12 protein-coding genes are annotated in these 15288 nt (G+C 69.6%); 5 read left to right on the forward strand and 7 right to left on the reverse strand.

From position 1 onward, the window contains the following. Positions 1-13: 13 nt before the first annotated feature. Positions 14-214, forward strand: a complete 201-nt coding sequence (locus ACZ45Q_RS26075; protein WP_468265591.1) for a hypothetical protein — start codon at positions 14-16, stop codon at positions 212-214. Positions 215-324: 110 nt separating this feature from the next. On the opposite strand, the gene ACZ45Q_RS26080 is transcribed toward ACZ45Q_RS26075, so the two are convergent. Together ACZ45Q_RS26080 and ACZ45Q_RS26085 are read right to left on the reverse strand one after the other, a co-directional pair. Beyond that, complete coding sequence (locus tag ACZ45Q_RS26080) at positions 325-783, reverse strand: hypothetical protein (RefSeq protein WP_468265593.1); 459 nt, start codon at positions 781-783, stop codon at positions 325-327. A 103-nt stretch (positions 784-886) separates the two neighbouring features. After that, positions 887-2338: an amidase gene (locus tag ACZ45Q_RS26085; protein WP_468265595.1), complete on the reverse strand. Its 1452-nt coding sequence runs from the start codon at positions 2336-2338 to the stop codon at positions 887-889. A gap of 126 nt (positions 2339-2464) precedes the next feature. Between ACZ45Q_RS26085 and ACZ45Q_RS26090 the strand changes: the two genes are divergently transcribed. Both ACZ45Q_RS26090 and ACZ45Q_RS26095 read left to right on the forward strand, forming a co-directional pair. Next, the gene (locus tag ACZ45Q_RS26090; protein ID WP_468265597.1) at positions 2465-3091 is read left to right on the forward strand and encodes a TetR/AcrR family transcriptional regulator; all 627 of its coding nucleotides are present in this window, start codon (positions 2465-2467) and stop codon (positions 3089-3091) included. A gap of 144 nt (positions 3092-3235) precedes the next feature. Next, positions 3236-3706, forward strand: coding sequence for a hypothetical protein (locus tag ACZ45Q_RS26095; protein ID WP_468265599.1), 471 nt, complete (start codon positions 3236-3238; stop codon positions 3704-3706). A gap of 249 nt (positions 3707-3955) precedes the next feature. Here the strand turns inward: ACZ45Q_RS26095 and ACZ45Q_RS26100 are convergent, their stop codons facing one another. The 5 genes from ACZ45Q_RS26100 to ACZ45Q_RS26120 all read right to left on the reverse strand — a co-directional run bounded on the left by ACZ45Q_RS26100 (position 3956) and on the right by ACZ45Q_RS26120 (position 12771). After that, positions 3956-5104 (reverse strand): phospholipase D-like domain-containing protein, encoded by a 1149-nt coding sequence (locus tag ACZ45Q_RS26100; protein ID WP_468265601.1) that lies wholly within the window; start codon positions 5102-5104, stop codon positions 3956-3958. A gap of 123 nt (positions 5105-5227) precedes the next feature. Then, complete coding sequence (locus tag ACZ45Q_RS26105) at positions 5228-8281, reverse strand: FAD-binding and (Fe-S)-binding domain-containing protein (RefSeq protein WP_468265603.1); 3054 nt, start codon at positions 8279-8281, stop codon at positions 5228-5230. Positions 8282-8723: 442 nt separating this feature from the next. Continuing rightward, positions 8724-9926 (reverse strand): ABC transporter substrate-binding protein, encoded by a 1203-nt coding sequence (locus ACZ45Q_RS26110; RefSeq protein ID WP_468265605.1) that lies wholly within the window; start codon positions 9924-9926, stop codon positions 8724-8726. 108 nt (positions 9927-10034) lie between these two features. Then, positions 10035-10433 (reverse strand): hypothetical protein, encoded by a 399-nt coding sequence (locus ACZ45Q_RS26115; RefSeq protein ID WP_468265607.1) that lies wholly within the window; start codon positions 10431-10433, stop codon positions 10035-10037. A gap of 754 nt (positions 10434-11187) precedes the next feature. Beyond that, positions 11188-12771 carry a glycoside hydrolase family 32 protein gene (locus ACZ45Q_RS26120; RefSeq protein WP_468265609.1) on the reverse strand — a complete coding sequence of 528 codons (1584 nt, stop codon included), beginning with the start codon at positions 12769-12771 and terminating at the stop codon, positions 11188-11190. Between the two features lie 160 nt (positions 12772-12931). Here ACZ45Q_RS26120 and ACZ45Q_RS26125 point away from each other — a divergent pair, with 160 nt between their 5' ends. Both ACZ45Q_RS26125 and ACZ45Q_RS26130 read left to right on the forward strand, forming a co-directional pair. Beyond that, the gene (locus ACZ45Q_RS26125; RefSeq protein WP_468265611.1) at positions 12932-14335 is read left to right on the forward strand and encodes an extracellular solute-binding protein; all 1404 of its coding nucleotides are present in this window, start codon (positions 12932-12934) and stop codon (positions 14333-14335) included. Beyond that, on the forward strand, positions 14332-15288 hold the full coding sequence (locus ACZ45Q_RS26130; RefSeq protein WP_468265613.1) for a carbohydrate ABC transporter permease: 957 nt from the start codon (positions 14332-14334) through the stop codon (positions 15286-15288). Before ACZ45Q_RS26125 ends, ACZ45Q_RS26130 begins: the two co-directional genes overlap by 4 nt.

Consider the following 15288-nt stretch of genomic DNA (forward strand, 5'->3'; position numbering starts at 1 on the left):
CCGGCTACGGGACGTGCTCCTGGAGTACCACCTGGCCCGCCCCGGCGACAGCGCCCCGCACATCGCTGCGCTCCTCGACCCGGTGGCCGACCGCCCCGAACTGACCGGCATCGACCACGCCACCGACCACGGCGCCGCCCTGATCCTGGCGGCCACACTGCTGCGGGAGACGCCGTCCGGCCGAGGGGGCTGGACGGCGCGTCGTCAAGCTTGATCTTGACCAACGTGCGCCGACAGCTCTATGACTGCCTCCAGCACGAACGGTGCTTCGAGGAGGTCGTCGCCTTCCCTACCGCGACCGAGGCTCTCGCGGTGTGAGATCCCTCAGCCACCGGTTGCGAGGGACCAGCGCTCTTGGATGACGGCCTGCTTCCGTTCGAGTTCCCCATCCATCATCCGGTTGGTGAAGGTCCCCGGAATCGTGAGCGAGCGCCCATGGGTCCTGACGACCTGGAGGTCGCACCAGATGCCGCTCCGTGACACCCGCTGCCGCTTCTCGATGCGGGCGACCTCGCTCCAGGGAACCACTCGCCTGCTGACGAAGGTGCGGAACTCCAGCCCCGTCGCGGTCAGGAGGACCCGGCCGTAGATCGAGTTGACCGTGCTGAAGACCACGACCACGGAGACGACCCCCAGGCCACCGACCCACCACCATTTTCCCGGTTCGTGCGTGGTCAAGGTCATCGCCGCCGTCACACCGACGAGCGCCGGCGTCAGGATGCCGGTCCGCCACCAGTGCCTCTGCCGGTCACGAGAGTCGAAGCCGATCCACACGTCGGGCATGTCCATAACACTACCGGCGCACCCGCGGCGACGTCGTTCCCCAGTGGCTCGCTGCATCGTCCTCGTCCTCGTCCGTGGCTCCGGGCTCCTTCGGAAGCGGGCGTCAGGGGCCGGTGGGGTCCCCCGCCCACACCGTGGGTGTCCGGCCCGACCAGGGGCTTGCCTGTTCGAGTTGTCCGGCGAAGCGGAAGAGGCGGTCTTCGAGTCCGTAACCGGCGGCGAACTGCATGCCGATCGGCAGCCCCGTCCCGGCGTCGGCCGCCAGGGGCACGGACATGGCGGGCGTGCCGGCGACGTTGAACACCAGGGTGAACGGTGAACGGTCGTTGATGCGGTCGATCCAGCCGAGGCCGTCCAGCGCCTCGGCGTCCCCGGCGAGGGTGCCCAGGGGCAGGGGCAGGTCCGGCAGGGTCGGGGTGAGCAATATGTCCCGCACGTCGAAGTACCGTGCCAGGCTACGAGCGACCCTGTTCCGGATCGTGAGAGCGGCGACGAACTGGGCGCCGCTGACCCGCTGTCCGTAGCGGTATCCGGCGAGGGTGAGCGGCTCCAGGGTCGAGGAGTCGACGGGCCGGCCGAAGGCGGCCGCCAACTCGTCGACCTGAGCCGTCAGGTTCGCCGTCATCAGACGGGCGTTGGCCAGGACGAACTCCTCCCAGCCGACCCCGAGGTCGACCTCGGTCTCCTCCACCCGATGACCGAGGGACTCGAGCAGACGCACGGTCCGACGGAGCGCGTCGGCCACGGGCGGGGTGGTGCGACGTCCGCCCCACGCCTGGGTGAGGACACCGATCCGCAGCCGGCCCGCAGGGCGGGTCACCTCCCGGGTGTACGGCCGGGACGGCTGCTGGGCGAAGTAGGGGTCGCCCGGCTCCGGGCCCCGGATCTGGTCCAGCAGTGCCGCACTGTCGCGTACCGTGCGGCTGACGCAGCCCTGCACGCCCAGGCCGTTGAAGACCTCGTCGGCACCGGGGCCCATGGAGACCCGGCCGCGCGTGGGCTTCAGCCCGAAGAGGCCGTTGCAGGCGGCGGGGATGCGCAACGAGCCGGCGGCGTCGGTGGCGTGCGCGAACGGCACCACCCCGGCGGCGACGGCCGCGCCCGCGCCTCCGCTGGATCCGCCCGCGCTCCGGTGCACGTCCCACGGATTGCGGACCGGGCCGTGCAGCCGTGGTTCCGTCGTGATGCTGTAGGCCATCTCCGGGGTCGCGGTCCGCCCGAACGTCACGAGGCCCGCGCGGCGAAAGCGCACCATCAAGGAGGAGTCGGCGCCGGCGACGTTGCCGCGCGCGAGCCGGCTGCCCAGCTCCATTCGCCTCCCGGCCATCGAGACCGCGATGTCCTTGATCAGGAAAGGCACCCCGGCCAGCGGCGCGCTGCCGGGGTCGGGCGCGTCGTCGGTCGGCCATGTCTCCACGATGGCGTTGACCTGCGGATTCACCGCCTGCGCGGCCTCGCGTGCGGCTGTTTGGACTTCGGCGGGGGTCGCCTCGCCTTGGGCGATCAGCTCCGCGAGCCCGACCGCGTCGAAGCTCACGTACTCGGACATTCTCACTGTCACTCCCAGCAGACGGAACGATACCGGCGGGTCTCCGATGAGACCGAACGGTATCGCATGGAACGGGCTGGTACCGTAGCAGGGGGCGGGGACCCGCACCGGACCGGACGTCACGGAGAAGTCATGGCATCGACCGCCAGAAGGCCGAGCAGGGTGGCGAAGCTGCCGCCCCGTGAGCGCATCCTCGACGCAGCGGAGGAGCTCTTCCAGAGCGAGGGGATCCGGCGGGTGAGCGTCCAGACCATCGCCGAGAAGGCCGAGACCACCAAAATGGCGATCTACCGGCACTTCGAGACCAAGGACGCGCTGGTCGCGGAGTGGATGCGGATCGTCGCCGCCGACTACCAGGCGGCCTTCGACCGGGCCGAGGCCGACCACCCCGGCCGGGCCGGGGAGCAGATCCTCGGGCTGGCCCGTTTCATCGCCGAGGGTCTGCCCGCGATCTCCCACCGGGGCTGCCCGTTCATCAACTCCCTCGCCGAGCTCCCCGACCGCTCCCATCCCGCACGGCAGGTGATCGAGGAGCACAAGGCCCACCAGACCCGCAGACTGGTCGGCATGTGCACCGAGGCCGGGTTGTCCGACCCCGAGCAGGCCGCTGCCGAGATCACCTTCGTACTCGAAGGCGCCCAGGTCAGCACGCAGAACGGAAGCATCGCCCAGGCGGGAGATCGGCTGATGCGGACCGTGGAGGGGATCCTGGATCGGTACCGCACCCCTCTCGGTGCGCCCCGCACGGCCAACGGCTGACCGCCCGGGCCAGTCCGTCACACCGCCAGTACCGACGCCGCGTCCTCTGCCTCGCCGGCCACCTCCCCGGATCCGAGTCGTCACCCTCTTGAGCGACCGCCACGCCAGGACGAATATGTGACGTGACGCACAAAGAGGTAAACCATGAACAACCGCGGTATCGCATCGATCTTTGTAGCGGTCATGACGGCTGCCGGCCTGGCGGTCGGCGGCTGCACCACCGACGACGGCGAGTCCACCCCGGCACCCACCGAGAACTCACCGACCGAAGAGCAGCAGACACAGCGGCAGAACGAAGAGCCGCAGGGCGGCCGGGAAGAGGCCCCAGCCGACGAACGCGATGATCTCGTCAGCTTCAAGATCGATGACCGGTCGCAGGCAGGCTTCAAGAACATCTGGGTCACCTGGACGATCGAGAATCAAAGCTCCGAGAAATCCAACTACTCATGGGACTGGGAGGCCATCGCCCCTAACGGCGAGCGGGTGTACAACTCCACGGAGTACGTGACCGACGTCCAGCCTGGACAGACAACCACTGGCGAGACGCCCACGACACTCCAGACCTCGGACGTGAAGCTCAACATCACGGAATTCGAGCGAACCAAGGCTTATTGACCAACAAGAGCCGTCCCGTACAGAGCCGGGACCTTCACCGGCGAGGCGGAGCATCGTCCTGCCGCTCCGACCATGATCGTCTCGGGTCGTCGCCCCACTCCCCCTCCCTGGTGATCAGGGAGGGGGAGCATGTCGGGGGCGGTGTGTGTTCCACCCGCCTGCCCGGCGCTCGGCTCGGTCTCATGCTCGTGGCACCGGCTGCTGGATACCAGTGCGTGCCCGCACGTCATGGGCAGGCCGGCGCGGTGGTCACGGGTCGCAGGGCTGGGCGCCTTCTCCGGGCCCGCTGTATTCGTCCGTGGCCATCCACAGTGCCTGGAACTGGTTGATGTACCGATTGGTGACCGCGCCGTTGACGATGCGCAGCATCGCGTCATTGGCCCGCGTGGCGGAGTTCTCGGTGAGGTTGTAGGAGCCGACGAAGACCGCCTTGCGCCATTGGCCCGCATACTTGGCGTCGATCAGCAGCAACTTGTTGTGGTTCCAGCCATTGCAGTGGATGTTGCTTTCAGCGACACCTGCGCTGCGCAGTTGGTCGCGGCCGCCCTTCTTCTGCACGATGATCTTCACATCGCAGCCCAGCGACTCCAACCGGTTCAACTGGTCGGCGACGGCCCTCGAGGTGGGGCTGTCGTCGAGGAGGCTGGCTTCCACCCAGACGCGGTTGTTGCCGTCGGTGCATGCGCTGACGTTGCCCAGGACATCCGCCACCCGATTGCTTTTGGGCTGGGGGTAGAAATACGCCTTGGACAAGTCGTTGCTTCCGTCGATGGTTCTCTTCTGGTCGGTGTCCCAGGTCTCGTTGCCGTAGGTCCACGTGTGGGCGTACAGGCGGCGCCAGTAGTTCACGTAGGCCGAGAACAGGAGGTCGTCGTCCCGGACGATCAGCATGTTCTGGGCATGCTTCGCCTGGGTGCCGACCAAATTCTGGGACGACTGCATCACCAGCTTGGTATCGCCCTTTTTGATCAGGAAGAACTTGTTGTGCATCGAGCCCTGCTCGGTTTCGATGCACGATTTCGGGCAGTACCAGATGTCTATCCCGTGACCCGTGAGCATGTTCTGGATGGTCGCGTCCGCCTTGCCGATCACGAGCCGGACGCTCACCCCCATGTCGGCGGCCCGGGTCAGGGCGTCCGCGACTTCCTTGCCGCGGCCGGCCGTGTCGGACTCCCACTCGAAGAGGGCAACCCTGATGTAGTGCTCACCGGGCTCACCGGCAGCCTTCGCGTCGGCCGTCGCATTGATCTTGCCCAGGATTTTAGAGACGAGAATGGTGCTGGCCTGCCCATTCCCGTACGTGAAGCAGGTTTCGTACTGGCCGCCCTCGACTTCCACGCAGTCCGGGGAGGCAGCCGACGCCGGTGGCGTGGCGAAAGTGGCCAGCAGCAGCGACATGACGAGCATCACCGCAAGCCGCAAAGGGGTTCGCCGGAACCCGTGTCTGTTTCTGATCACCGATTGATGCTATGGCATGTACAGGTTCAATGCAGAAGTGGAGTTGAGGCCTTCCTCGAGGAGTCACGTCACTCGGGACGCCCGGATGACACGTCGCGCGCCGACGGCGGCCGTGAGGAGGGCGGCGCCCGCGCCGGCCAGCGGCAGCAGTGCGCGTCGCCGCGGCGGTGCGGGCCGGTCCGCCACGGCCTGCCTCCCGTGCAGGCCGGCCGCGAGGATCTCGGCGAGGTGCAGGGGGGTGCGTCCGATGCCGGCCTGGTCGACCTGCGTACGGCAGCTGAAGCCGTCGGCGAGCACCAGGGTGGAGGCGTCGGCCTGCCGTACGGCGGGCAGCAGCCCGGCCTCGGCGCAGGCCATGGACACGTCGTAATGGCCCTTCTCGAAGCCGAAGTTGCCGGCCAGGCCACAGCACCCGGCGTCCAGGACGTCCGCGTCGACCCCGGCGCGCTGGAGGACTTCGCGGTCGGCGTCGAAGCCCATGACGGCGTACTGGTGGCAGTGACGCTGGACGACCGCCCGGGCGTCGACCCGGGGTGGCCGCCAGTCGTCCGCGCGCTCCACGAGGAGTTCGGCGAGCGTCCTGGTCTGGGCTCGCAGCCGCTCCACGTCCGGGTCCTTCGGCAGCAGTTCCACGGCGTCGGCGCGGAGGACGGCGGTACAGCTCGGTTCCAGACCGACGACGGGAGTGCCCCGGCGCAGGTCCTCGCGGAGCACGTCGAGAGTGTGGCGCAGGACCCGTTCCGCAACGCCCAGCTGTCCCGTGGAGATCCAGGTCAGCCCGCAGCAGACCGCACGGTCGGGGACCTTGACCCGGAAGCCGGCCGCTTCCAGGACCTCGACGGCGGCCCGCCCGACGGCGGGGTGGAAGTGGTCGGTGAAGGTGTCCGGCCAGATCACGACCTCGCCCCGGTGTCCGTCACCGCGCGGCGCGCCCCGCGCCCGCCACCAGTCGGTGAAGCGCTGCTCGGCGAAGACCGGCACGTCCCGCTCCGGCGCCACCCCGCCCAGCGCCTTCGCCGCCCGCGCCGCCCAGGGCAGGGACGCCAGGGCGTTGACGGTGCGGGGCGCGAGCGAGACGGCCCGCGCGACGGCGGGCAGCCAGCCCATCGAGTAGTGGGCGAGCGGCCGCATCCGTCCCTTGTAGTGGTGGTGCAGGAACTCGGCCTTGTAGGTGGCCATGTCGACGTTGACCGGGCAGTCGGTCTTGCAGCCCTTGCAGGCGAGGCAGAGATCGAGGGCGTCGTGCACCTCGTCGGAGCGCCAGCCGTCCGTCACCGGGGAGTCGCCGTCGTTGTTGACCATCTCGAACAGCAGGCGGGCACGGCCCCGGGTGGAGTGCTCCTCCTCGCGGGTGGCCCGGTAACTGGGGCACATCACGCCGCCTTCCAGGGAGCGGCACTTGCCCACCCCGACGCAGCGGGCGGCGGCCCGGCTGAACTTGCCGTCGTCGTGCGGGAAGGAGAAGGCGGTCTCCGGTTCCCAGGGGAGATGGTCCGCTCCCAGCCGCAGGTTCTGGTCGAGGCGGTAGGGCAGGACGACCTTCCCGGGGTTCATGCGGTTCTCCGGGTCGAACAGGCCCTTCAGCCGCTCGAAGCCCTCGATCAGCTCCGGCCCGAACATCTTCTCCAGCAGTTCGCCCCGGGACTGGCCGTCCCCGTGCTCGCCGGACAGCGACCCGCCGTAGGAGACGACCAGATCGGCGGCGCGTTCCACGAACGCCCGCATCCGGGCGACACCCTCCTCGGACTCCAGGTCGAAGGGGATGCGGGTGTGGACACAGCCGTGGCCGAAATGGCCGTAGACCGACGGGTGGCCGTAGTCGAATTCCTCGTACAGGCGTTTGAGGTCGCGCAGGTAGTCGCCGAGGCGGCTCACGGGCACGGCCGAGTCCTCCCACCCCTCCCAGGTGTCCGGCTCGCCGGGGACGTGCGCGGTCGCACCGAGGCCGGACTCGCGGACCTTCCACAGCTGTCCCATGTGCTCGGGGTCGTCGTACCAGGTGTGGCCCACTTTCGCGGGCTTCGCGTCGATGAGCGCCCTGGCCCGCTCCCGCACCTCCTCGCGCGTGTCGCCGGCGAGCTGCACCATCAGGTAGGCCCGCCCCTCGGGCAGTTCCTCCAGCGCGTCGGGGTTGAGGTGCTTCTCCTGCTGGAAGCGGATCAGCTGGTGGTCGACTCCCTCCAGCGCCGCCGGCTCGTGCCCGAGGACGGCCGGCACGTGGTCGGCGGCCTGGCAGATGTCCTCGTAGCCGAGGACGACCAGCGCGCTGTGCTTCGGTACGGGAACGAGTTCGAGTTCCGCGCGCACCACGGTGACCAGCGTCGATTCGGAGCCGGTCAGCAGTCCGGCGACGTCGAATCCGTGCTCGGGCAGGAGCGAGTCCAGGTTGTAGCCGGAGACCCGGCGCGGGATGTCGGGATAGCGCTCGCGGACCAGGCCGGCGTACCGGTCGCGCAGGGCCCTCATGCCGCGGTACAGCTCCGCGACGCGCCCGTCGGCCGCGGTGAGCCGTCGCAGTTCGTCGTCGTCCGTCCGGCCCACCCACAGGCGTACGCCGTCGTAGGTGAGGATCTCCAGGCGGTGCAGGTTGTCGACGACCTTGCCGTAGGCCTGGGCCGTCGAGCCGCACGAGTTGTTGCCGATCATCCCGCCGATCGTGCAGTTGGGATGCGTGGCCGGCCTGGGGCCGTACATCAGACCGTGCTCGGCCAGTTGCCGGTTCAGATCGTCCAGCACGATGCCCGGCTCGACGACGCAGCGACGGTTGTGCACGTCGACGGAGACCAGCCGGTTGCAGTACTTGGTCCAGTCCAGGACGACGGCGGTGTTGCAGCACTCGCCGGCGAGGCTGGTGCCGCCGCCCCGCGACAGCAGCGGCGCACCGTGTTCACGGCACACCGCCACCGCCTCCCGGGCCGCCTCGACCGTGCGGGGGACGACCACACCGATGGGTACCTGCCGGTAATTGGAAGCGTCCGTCGAGTACGTCGCCCGGGTGCCCGCGTCGAAACGCACCTCCCCGTCGACGCGGGACCGCAGATCCCGCTCGAGGGCTTTCGCGTCGGGGCCCTCCTGCGGACGCCTGACGACGGGAAGGGGGAGATCGACCGGGTCCATGAACAACTCTCCACTGGGTGACGAAGGGTACTCCCGGATGCTCCGGTCGGCCCCGGGGCAGCCGCACCGTCCGCCTCTTCGGCGGTCGGCGCGCGGCGTCGGTGCCGGCCGGAGCCGTCAGGGCGCGCCCGATGCGGTCCGCCGTGCCGGTGCCGGAAGCCGGCGGCTTGTCGGCCGGCGCCCCGCCCGGTTCCGCGATGACGTCCCTGCCGCGAACCACCGGTTCCGCCATCCTTCACCGACCGGATTGCCCCGACCGTGTATCCACGGCTCCGCGCACACAAACCGGGAGGCCCGTTCGGCGCAACGGCGCCGGTGCACAGCAGAGACCGCTCACGACTCCGCGCGGCCGGTCGCCGGGAGATCCCCAGCCGTCCGCCTGACACCAGGCAACCGGAGGCGGCTGAGACACCGGTCCGTCACCCGGATCAGGCGCCGCTCGTCAGGTCGGCATCAGGTCGCCGGTGACGGGGACGTCGGGGGCGTCGGTGTTCGTGACGAGGGCGAGGTCGGGGCCCTTCGGGCCGGGGCGCCACTGGCCGCCGGCCAGACGCAGCAACGCGATGTTGGGGGTGGGGCCGCGCTTCCAGTCGAGCGTGCCCGCGATGGTGGAGACGGTCGTGCCGGCGAGAGCCTGGGCGACGGCCGCGCGGTCGGTGGGGTCGTCAGCGGTGCTGAGCGCGTGGTGAGCGGTTTCCGCCAGCGCGTGGGCCAGGCCGAGCGGCTGAAGCCAGGATTCTCCGGTGTCGCGCTGGTAGGCGTGAGCGAGATCGGCGCAGGTGGTGCCGTCCAGGCTGGAGCGGTAGGGGTGGTCGGGGCTCCAGTAGACCAGGGTGGCGACGCGGGCCTCGGCGATTTCCGCCTGGACGTCCCGAGCGGTGGTGCTGTGGGTGTGGGGGTAGGTCAGCCACCGCGAGCACGTGATCAGCCGGGGGCGGTGCCCGGCCCGGCGGGCCCGGCGGAGGAACAGGGCCAGATCGGCTGCGGTGGCGGCGCTGGTGACGATGTCGGCGCCGTCGTCCCGCATCCGGTCGACCTGTGCTCCGAAGTCGTCGGCTGATTCCCGGTAGGGTCCCAGGTCGACAAGGCGGTGTCCGCGCGCGGAGATGACCGGGGCGAAGCCGTACCTCTCGTGGCGGAGCAGGCTGCCTTGCAGGTCGTCGTTCCACAGGCAGCCGACGGCGTGCGGGCCGCCGTCCATCTGCTCCCACAGGTGAGCGAAGACGGTGGCGATGTCGTCGAGGCCCCAGGCGAAGTGGTAGGTCCACCGAAAGGAGTGCTCCGGGCCCGCGCGGCGGGAGTGGACATAGGCCTGCCACGGGAAAGTGGTCGACAGGCACGGAACGCACAGTTCCTCACAGGCGTCCGCGACGGCCGGCAATACCTGGGTCCCGGCCATGGTCACCACCATGTGTGCGTGGTCGGTGGTGACCAGGTCGTGGACGGCTTGCCGGGCCGCCGCCGGGTCGGAGCGGCTGTCCCGCACGGCGACCGACACGTCGTAGCGGCGGCCGCTGTTGCGGATGTGGGCAAGCCGGGGCGCCAACGCCTTCATGATATACGTCAGCGGCTTGCCCAGCGGCGCCAGACGCCCTGTCAAGGGCGCCACCACACCGATGGTCAGCCGGGCGGAGGACGGGTTCACCTGTACTGCCTGCTTTCTCGTGGCTCGCCGGACGGAGCCGGTGAAGCGTGGCGGTGGACGGCGTCACGCTTCCCGGCTCCGGCGGTACTTCTGTGATCCGGTGCCTCGTCAGCGGCCGGAGCGATCGACGGTGACGCACGTGGTGCGGCTCATCACCGAGACCGTCTCGTTGCCACAGTTGTTGCTGTGCCCCGAGGCATTGCGGGCGAACAGCAGGTTGGACAGGATTCCGCCGGTGGGGCCGGCCTGGTCACCGCCACTGCTGTCACCGGTGTCCTCGGACAGACAGGTGCGGTCCTTGAAAAGGGCCACCTTTCCCGTACCGCACAGGTTGGCGTGGCCGGAGGAGTTCCGACCGGACAGATTGGACAGCAGTCCGCCCGGCCCCGCATCTCCGTCACCGGCATGCGCCGCGGCCAGGCCCATCGGCGCGGCCAGCACCATCCCCACGATCGAAGCCACCACCGCGATGCGCCGCACACCGAACATCTGCACCGTGTTCCTCACTGTCTTCCTCATCACTGATCGTTGCCGGCCCTGCCGGCCGGTCCCACGAGCGATAACGACACTCCGCCGAAACGGCACTGGCACCGGGCCGGTGAATCATCAGCAAGGCAGTTGATCAGGACACACGAAAGAAATCTCGCCTTCGGCGGGTTGACAGAAGGCCGGCGGGGGGAAATCGCACCCGTGCAGCAGGTTGCTCGCAGACCCGGCGGCTGATCGCCGCCGACGGGCCCCGTCGGTCAGGCAGGCGGCCGGCCCGTGATGGCCGGCAGGGTCGTCGTCCTGATGCGGCGACAGGTCACGAAGCCGTACCCGGCCAATGCCGTCCAGATGACCGCATTGATCAGGGGCCACCACAGGTCCCATCCACGTGCGCCCCGGATGAGATGCACGGCCCAGCTGACCGACCAGCTCACCGCGAGGAGAAGCGCCGCCCATCTGGCCCACCGCCAGATCCCCATGGTCCCTCGGGCGCGGGCCTCCTGTGTCCTCCGCTCGTCCTGCCGCATTCGCGTGCCGTCCATGACACCCCGTCTACCCCCTTCCCGGCCGCTGCCCCAGGCCCTCCGAGAGAGACCGGAAACGGATGCCTCGGGCCGAGGGGTGGCAGGGGGCCGCGCGGCCGGGGACGGCACGGCCGCCGGGGCCGGGGGGACGGGTGCGGCGGCCGCCGGGCAGTGACCCGTAAGCCCTGGAGCTCGGACAGGATGTGAACGGCCGGGCGGACCGGCCCCTCTCCCCGTCGCCGGACGTTTCAGACCGCGAACTCCCGGATCACCACGTTGCGGAAGAGCGCGCGTCCCTCGATCGTGAACAGGGCGACGCCGGTGTCGATCAGATACGGAAACACCTGTGAGGAGTGCACGTACCGGCCGTCGTCGACGAACATCTCCACCGAGGTCCGGTCCACCAGGATCCGCAGCCGCACCCGCCGTGCAGCCGGGTCGAAGGGGCTGTGGCTCTCCTGCCACTTCCCGGAGACGTCCGGATTCCACGCACGGCGGCGATTGAGGAAGGCGTAGTCCCGGTACACGCCCGCGTCGACATGCCTGCTCCCGTCACCCGAGCGCCGCAGCTGAAGCCCGGCGCCGGCCACCTGGTCCCAGGTGATCTCGCAGGTCACCTCGTACGCCGTGCCCTCGTAGTCCAGCACCCGGGTTCCCTCGACCTCCAGGTCGCCGAGCCGCACCGTGCGGGAGACGTACCTCTCCAGCGCGGCCACCGGCCGTGATGCCAGGTAGTAGGTGCCGGAGGACGTCGACTCGAGGGTGACCTCGCGGACGATCGAGTCGGTTCCGTTGAAGCCACCGCTGTCGATCGTGGGGGTGACGTTCGCGTAGTCCCAGTTGTTCAGCCAGGCGATCGCGTGGCGGACGCGGTCGTCCACGCGGCCGGCCGCGTCCCGCTTCTCGAAGGTGACGGCGCCGTACCAGTCCCAGCCGTGGTCCAGCCACTGCGGGTCGGCGGCGTCAGGTGTGAACGTCGTGCCGTCGAAGTCGCCGGTCCAGTAGGCGTAGGTGTTGGGCTGCCCGGACGCCTTGCCGTTGGCGCTCACGCCCAGCACCCACTTCGCGGTGCCGTTCCCGGCGGTGATGCGGAACAGGTCGGGGCACTCCAGGACACCGATCCCCTCCTTGACGAAGCCGCCGGCGTACGTCCAGGACTTCAGGTCCCGCGAATGGTAGAAGCCGACCTTGGTGTTCTCGGCCAGGGCCATCACCCATCGGCCGCGTTCGGCGTCGCGGATCACCTTGGGGTCGCGGAAGTCGCGCACGCCCGGGTTGGGCAGCACCGGGGAGGTGCCGTGGTGGGTGAAGGTGCGGCCGCCGTCGGTGGACCAGTACAGGTACTGGGCCTGGCTGTTCGCGTTCTCGACGGGCTCCATGGTGACCAGGGCGACGACCGCGCCCGGGCCGAACCCGGCGGTGTCGCCGGTGTCCACCACCGCCGATCCCGACCACACGTCGCCGTTGGGCGTGGTGTCCTTGGGCACCGCGACGCCCCGGTCGGTGAACGTGACGAGGTCGTTGCTGGTGGCCAGACGCCAGGCGGTGCCGGCCGTGGTGCCGCCGGCGAAGTAGTCGGGGTTGTAGAGGTAGTAGTAGTGGTACTCGCCGTCGATCCAGACCGGACGCTGCGGGTCGTTCTTCCACTGGTCGGGGACCGTGAAGTGGTACCGGGCACGGTGGTTCGGGCAGCCGGTCCCGCGCTCGGCTCCGGTCTCGGCTCCGGGCTCGGTTCCGGTCCCGGGCTGGGCCGCGGCCGGTCCGGCGGACAGCAGGGCGGCGGACGTTCCCGCGGCTCCGGCCAGCAGCACTCTTCTGGACATTCCAGGCATCACTCATCGATCCCTTCGTCGGGACGAGCGGCTCGTGTGCACCAGGACTGTAGACCTAACTCGTTAAAGGTCAAGGCGTCCACGGCCCTTGACATCCGCGCGGAACGGTTCCCATCATCTGGGTCATCAACGTCCGGCTAACACGAGTTAGGGCCGCTCGATGAACTCACTCAAGCGCCGCACGCTGCTGCGGCTCGGCGGCTACGGGGCCGGTGCCGCCGCGCTGGCCGGCACCGCTGCCGGCTGGGACCGGCTCACCGCGGGGGACATCCCCGGCCGGGACGACGGATCCCTCGTCGTCGCCACGCTCGGTTCCGCCTTCGACCAGGAGGCCGTGCGCTTCCTCGGCGAGGGGTTCCGTGCCCTGCACCCCGGCATACGGCTGCGCGTGAACGCCGTACAGGCGGTCGACTGGTCCGACTTCTTCGCCAAGATCCTCACCCAGATCGCCGCGGGCACCGCCCCCGACGTGGTCTACGTCGCCACCGAGGGCGTGCAGCTCTTCGCACGGCGCCTCGGTGTGCCGCTGGACCGCTGGGTCGAGCGGGATGCCGCCGAGCTGCGCGAGTACTTCACCGACGTCCATCCCGCACTGGTGGAGTCGATGATGTACGAGGGCAGCCTCTACCAGCTGCCGCTGGAGTTCAACGCCGCGGACATGTACCTCAACCGGCAGGTGCTGCGCCGCGCCGGTGCGGACCTCCCGCCGCCGGACTGGACCCGCGACGACTTCACCGGCCTGCTGCGCCGGATGAAGCGGACCAGCGACTCCCGTTTCACTCCCTACTTCTGGACCAACCGTCTGTGGGGCGGGGTGGTCCCCTGGCTCTTCGCGGGCGGCACGAATCTGCTCGCGGAGTCGAAGGCGCCCGGCGGCACCTGGCTGTGGGACAGCTTCTACCCGCCCGACCAGCGGCAGGGCCGCGGAGGCGGCTTCCGCTGGACCACCCCGCAGGCGACCGACGACCGGGTCGAGGAGACGTACGAGTACCTCGCCTCCCTGATCAGGGACGGGCTGTGCACACGGCCCGAGGGCGGCAACGGCACCAACCTGGTCGGCGTGTTCTCCACCGGTCGGGTGGGGGTCACCCCGGCGGGCGGCTTCTGGGCCGGTGGCCTGCGTCTGGCCGGGATGAAGCCGACCGGTTACGACGTGCAGTACTTCCCCCGGTGGCACACCCAGCGCCACCAGTTCGGGGCGGCCGGCTACGCCATCCTGCGCACGTCCGAGCGGCAGGAGGAAGCGTGGGAATTCATCAAGTTCGCCGCGCGCAAAGACACGTTGACGCGGCTCTTCCGGGCCAACCAGACCACTCCGGCACGTCGCTCGATGCTCACCGCGGAACGCTACCGCGAGAGCGGCCCGAGGAACTGGCAGGCGTTCTACGGCACCCTCGACCGGTTCCCGGACACCGGTCCCGTCCCAGCGCCGCCGCAGGTCGCCGAGGTCGAGCAGGCACTGCTGAAGCACACCGGTACGGCTCTGGCCTCCCCGCGCGCGGTGCGTCCGGCACTGCGCCGGCTCCAGGAGGACCTGGAGAAGGCCATGGAGCGTGACATATGACGGACACCCAGGTCCCGGCCATGCGGTCCGAGCGGGCCGCCACGCGCCCGGCAGCGGTCCGGCCCACATCCGCGGCGCGTGAGCGCGGCACCCGCCTGCTGGCCGCGCTGTTCCTGGCGCCCACCGTCGTCGGCATCGTGGTCTTCACGGTCGTACCGATCGCCGGCTCGGTGGTTCTGAGCCTCTTCCACTGGAACGTCATCGATCCGCCGCGCTTCGCCGGCACGGCGAACTACGGTGCGGCACTCACCGACTCCACCGTGCTGGTCTCCTTCGGCAACACGCTGCTGTTCATGGTCCTGGCGGTCCTGCTCCAGCTGCTGATCGCGCTGATGCTGGCGCTCGCGGTGAACGGGCGGATGCCGGCGTGGCTGCGCTCGGCGTTCCGGTCGGCCTTCTTCTTCCCGCTGGTGCTGTCCGCCGCGTCCATCTCCGTGGTGATGAAGTACCTGTTCAACCAGGACTTCGGGGTCGTGAACTGGCTGCTCGGCCTGGTGGGCGTGGCCCCGGTGCCCTGGCTGACCTCGGAGAACGGCGCCATGGCCGCGGTGATCCTGGTGTACGTCTGGCAGCAGTTCGGATTTTCGTTCCTGCTGTTCGTGGGCGGTCTGAACAACATTCCCAAGGAGATCCACGAGGCCGCCTCCCTCGACGGCGCGACCGGCCTGCGCAAACACCTGCACGTCACACTGCCCCTGCTGTCCCCCACCCTGCTGGTGGCGTCCGTGGTCGGCATCATCAACGCCCTCCAGGTCTTCGAGCAGCCGTACGTCCTGACCAACGGCGGCCCCGGCGACTCCACACGCACCGTCGTGATGGTCATCTACGAGACCGCCTTCGAGCAGCTCCGCTTCGGTACGGCGTCCGCGGTGGGCGTGCTGCTCTTCGCACTGATCATGGCGGTCACCGCCCTCCAGTTCCGGCTCAGCCGGCGTTTCGTCCATTACCAGTGA

Source organism: Streptomyces sp. NPDC031049, from assembly GCF_055571015.1.